At 64.8% G+C, this 3,738-nt stretch carries 5 protein-coding genes; 3 read left to right on the top strand and 2 right to left on the bottom strand.

Translation table 11 applies throughout. The features are described 5' to 3' along the window. Nucleotides 1-2: 2 nt before the first annotated feature. Both VI480_RS00235 and VI480_RS00230 read right to left on the bottom strand, forming a co-directional pair. A complete protein-coding gene (locus tag VI480_RS00235) occupies nt 3-431 on the bottom strand; it encodes a type II toxin-antitoxin system VapC family toxin (protein ID WP_323670798.1) in 429 nt (142 codons plus the stop codon). Continuing rightward, nucleotides 406-687: a ribbon-helix-helix protein, CopG family gene (locus VI480_RS00230; protein ID WP_323670797.1), complete on the bottom strand. Its 282-nt coding sequence runs from the start codon at nt 685-687 to the stop codon at nt 406-408. Before VI480_RS00230 ends, VI480_RS00235 begins: the two co-directional genes overlap by 26 nt. 145 nt (nt 688-832) lie before the next feature. On the opposite strand from VI480_RS00230, the gene VI480_RS00225 reads away from it, so the two are divergent. From VI480_RS00225 to VI480_RS00215, 3 genes are all read left to right on the top strand, one after another. Then, nucleotides 833-2,401 carry an ATP-binding protein gene (locus VI480_RS00225; RefSeq protein WP_323670796.1) on the top strand — a complete coding sequence of 523 codons (1,569 nt, stop codon included), beginning with the start codon at nt 833-835 and terminating at the stop codon, nt 2,399-2,401. A gap of 48 nt (nt 2,402-2,449) precedes the next feature. Further along, entirely contained in the window at nt 2,450-2,797 is a 348-nt protein-coding gene (locus VI480_RS00220; protein ID WP_323670795.1) for a hypothetical protein, read from the top strand. Next, nucleotides 2,794-3,738, top strand: a 945-nt coding sequence (locus VI480_RS00215; protein ID WP_323670794.1) for an SAM-dependent methyltransferase, incomplete at its 3' end; no start/stop codon positions are given. The genes VI480_RS00220 and VI480_RS00215, both read left to right, overlap by 4 nt.

Raw genomic sequence — 3,738 nt, 5'->3', positions numbered from 1 at the left:
GTTCATTGACCGGGCGTGAGGAGCGGAATGGCTCGCCCGTCGGTCGTTCGGTAGATGCGAAAGCCGGAATCGAACGTAAGCAGCTGCACTCCGGGGTTGCGCTCCGCCAGCCGGACAAGGCAGGCATCCGCAAACGACATCGGCACGTTGCTGTAGCGCTCCATGAGCCGTCGTAGAACGCCGGACTCGCGGACGGAAGGCACAGAAGGTTCAAGCTGCAGCGTGCCCGAGGTGACCCAGCCAAGTGGAAGCGACTCGTCAAGTCCGGAGCGCCGCATCAGATAGCCGGCCTCTGACAGTACGGCTTCGCAACTCAGCAGCGGAGGCTGCAACGATCTCAACTGCTGCGCCGCCCACTCGTGGAGGGGGTCGCGTCTGTCCAACGCTGCGACGAGCGGCCCGGTGTCAAGGAGCGAGCCTGCGGAGGTCACGCTCGTAGTCTGCAACGATTGCCTCTTCGATGTACCTGGGATTGGTTGCCAAGTCAGGAATCCCAGAATCCACGCACCCGATCAGGTCGCCCATGAGATCGGCGCAGGAGACATCGGCCGAAGCGCCGTCGGCGGCAGCGAGGCCGTCCTCAAGGAGTCGGCGGACGAGGTCCGATCTCGTCGTGTGCAGCCTCCGAGCTTCCGCGCCGAGCCGGGCCTCCAGTTCGGGCGTGACCCTTACGGTCAGCATGCTCATGATGCCAGAGCGTATCACGTCATTGTCATACGGTCGTCAGATCGGATGAAGCCCCTGCTTCAAATACAGAACTTGATTTCTGCAAAATAGGTTTCTGCTATCGTGCTTCCGAGAGGAGCCTCTCAGCGGACTGGAGGCAGGGATCATGGCCGATGTGCCGAAGCCGGAGCACTTGTTCGGTCGAGATCGAGAGTGGTCCGAACTCACTAGATTCGTTGCGGGACCGGGTCGCCCGCTGCGGCTGGGCGTTGTGTACGGCCGTCGCCGGACGGGCAAGAGCTTTCTGTTGCGTCGGGTCGTTGACGAATTCGGTGGTCTGTACCACCTCTCGTTGCGAGAAAGCCGCCAGATGGCCTTGGCACGATTCGGCGACGCGATCGGAGCGATCGCCGATCATGCTCACCCGCTGCGCGTTCGCCATGATGACTGGCTGACTGCGCTCACCGATGCACTGCATGCCGTCGCCCGGCAGGCGCGCGGCCCCAGTGTGGTGGTGCTTGACGAGTACCCGTTCTTGCGAGACGGCAGCCCGGAGCTGGATTCCGCAGTGCAGTCGCTGGCTGACGCATCTGCTCTGGAAGGGCTCGGTTCAGACTGGGACTGGCCGGTGTCGCTGGTGCTGTGCGGTTCTGCGATGTCGGTGATGTCGGGGCTGTTGCACGGTGCTGCGCCGCTGCGAGGACGTGCCGCGCTCAACATGGCCCTGCTGCCGTTCGACTACCGCGATGCCCGCCGATTCTGGAAGATCGAAGACGCCTCGACAGCTCTGCTGCTCGACGCTGTAGTCGGAGGAGTGCCGGGCCATCGAGATCTTGTCGAGGCCATCGATGTGCCGTCGTCTCCCGACGATTTCGGAGACTGGATGGCGTCGTCGGTGCTCAATCCGTCTCATGCGCTGTATTCGGAGGCTGACGCGGTGCTGAGCGAAGATCCGCGGGTCACTGACAGAGCGGTGTACTACTCGCTGCTGAGCGCCATCGCTGCGGGCCGCCGTCGTGCCGGCCAAATCGCCGAAGCAGTAGGTCGACCGGCCGGCGACATCACGTATCAACTCGGGGTAATGACCGCCGCCGGTCTTGTGGAACGGCACGCCGACGCGCTCGGCGGCCGGCGACCCGTTTATCGGATCGCAGACCCGATCGTGCGGTTCCACCTCGCTGTCAGCCGCCAGTTCCGCGCGCAGCTCGAGGAACGGCGGGCCGCACAAGTCTGGGCAGCGTGCCAGGACGCGTTCGGGTCACGGGTTGTCGGGCCGCACTTCGAGCACCTGTGTCGCGTGTGGGCGCGCCGCTACGCCGACGCGTCCGAAATCGGCGTCGCCCTCGGGGAGGTGGGACGCCACTTGGCCAACGACGCGCGCCACCGGGAGACCTTCGAGATCGATGTGGTGGTATGCGGCCCGGGCGAGGGCGAAGCATCCCGAGGGCGGACGCGGCGAACCGTACATGCCGTTGGAGAGGCCAAGCTGTCGCGGCTCACGTCCGCCGACCTGAGCCGTCTCGACCGTTTGGCCACGCTCATCGAAGCCAATGGGCGTGCCGCTACCACATCGCACACCAAGCGGCTGCTGTTCTCCGTTGCTGGTTTCGACGCCGCTCTGCGCGCTGAGGCAAGGCACCGCGACAACGTGGAACTCGTCGATCTCCAACGCCTCTACGGCGACACACCCGACGCTGCCGTCGCAAGCGGCAGTGTCAGAGCGTCGAAGTCCTAGAGTTCGTAAGCAGGCAACGCTGGTGGTACCGATGCCACCGCGGGCACCATGTCTGCGGTTGGCGGCGATGCCGTCCCGGCGGGCATCGACGGCGCCGGGCTGGCGGACTGCGAGGACGTGAGCGAGACCACCGCGGGACTGACGAAATCGAGACGCATGAGGCGGCGCTGCGAACCTGCCGTGGTGCTGCCAGAGGGCCTCGGCCGTGTCGAGGTGCATCTCGACCCCGGCAACCTGCCCAGCGCCGAAGCCACCGAGGTCACAGTGCTGGTCACCGAGCAGGGCTGTGCCAACGGCCGCGAGATAGGCGACGCGCTGCGAGGACCCCAAGTCGTCGAGACTGATGAATCGGTCGTGAAGGTCGTTCGCGTCCCCCACGCGATCACGCCCGGTTGACGCTGGCAGGAATGCATGCTCAGCGTTCTTCGCTCAAGCGATTCCGAGAGCCGGTGTCTAGGCTGTCCGGAGCGTCCGAGCCGGTCGTCAAGGCGAACAGCGGGGGCAGCCTGCGCGAGGCGCTCGACGACTTCCTCGAACTCCAGCGCGTCGCAGCAGACCCGGCAGGTGATCGAGCCGAGCGCGAGCAGCCGCACATGGTGAGCCGCTTCTACGACGTCGTGACGAAGTTCTACGAGTACGGCTGGGGCAAGTCTTTTCACTTCGCCCCGCGGGTTCCCGGCGAGAGTTTCGAGGCGTCGCTTACCCGCCATGAGCACTTCCTAGCTCTTGCACTGGGCCTCAAACCGGGGATGGTGGTCGCCGACTTCGGTAGCGGCATCGGCGGGTCGCTTTTGGAGATCGCTCGTTTCTCCGGCGCCAAGATCGTCGGCATAAACAGCAACGCCTACCAACTCGAACGCGCCCGGCAATTGGCGGAAGAAACGGAGCTGGCCCATCTGGCCGAGTTCCTGCACTGCGACTTCCTGGAAGTCGACGCTCCGGACGGCTCCTTCGACGCCGCCTACTCCATCGAGGCGACCTGCTGCGCACCGGACAAAATCAGCATCTACGGCGAAGTCTTCCGTGTGCTAAAACCTGGCGCCCTCTTCGCCGCTTACGAGTACTGCATGACTGATCGCTTCGACCCCCAGGACCCTCACCACCTGAAGATCAAAGCCGATATCCAACTGGGAGGGGGCCTGCTGGTGATCGACGACCCGGAAACGATCGATGACGCACTCGCATCGGTGGGGTTCGAGGTGTTGGAGACACGGGACCTCGCGCTGCAGACCGGCCCCTCGATCCCGTGGTACGAGCCGTTGGCCGGTTCGGGCCTGTCTGTAGCCAGCTTTCGCAGTTCAAGGGTCGGACGCTGGGTCACCCGCAACACCCTCAGG

Origin of the sequence: Candidatus Poriferisodalis multihospitum, assembly GCF_028283155.1 — a bacterium.
Taxonomy (GTDB): Bacteria; Actinomycetota; Acidimicrobiia; order Acidimicrobiales; family Poriferisodalaceae; genus Poriferisodalis; species Poriferisodalis multihospitum.
The sequence above is the reverse complement of the archived record's forward strand: the minus strand, read 5'-3'. Positions and strand labels throughout refer to the sequence as shown.